This is a genomic window from Vibrio rubrogenes (assembly GCF_059641415.1).
Map to the genome: position 1 here is coordinate 1 of NZ_JCARSY010000125.1, position 390 is coordinate 390.

Sequence of the window (390 nt, forward strand, 5' to 3'; positions counted from 1 at the left end):
CGGGTCTGGGATAAACCGCTCCGCGGTCAACTCATCTTGGTTGAGATAACCCAACGCGACACCATCACCGCCGATATGCAGCTCTCCCACCACACCTTGTGGCACCGGCTGGCCGTGAGCGTTAAGCAGATAGACTTGGGTATTGCCAATCGGACGACCCAGCGGAATACTCACCGCATCCTCAGCGACCGAGGTGATTGCATGAGTTAAGGCAAATGTGGTGGTTTCCGTCGGACCGTAACCGTTGAGCAGATGTTGCGGCGCACTCTCTGCCAGCACCCGCCGAATCACCGCCGGGTCAAGGGCATCCCCGCCCACCAGCAGATAACGCAGGCTTGGCAACACCGCTTTTAACCCTGATGCATACTGATTGAACAGACCGACCGTCAA

The 390-nt window shown here is 57.7% G+C and carries 1 protein-coding gene; it reads right to left on the reverse strand.

What is annotated here, in order from left to right; translation table 11 throughout:
- Positions 1-390 (reverse strand): AMP-binding protein (locus tag AC55NX_RS20845; protein ID WP_496997471.1); only part of this gene is annotated, 390 nt, incomplete at both ends.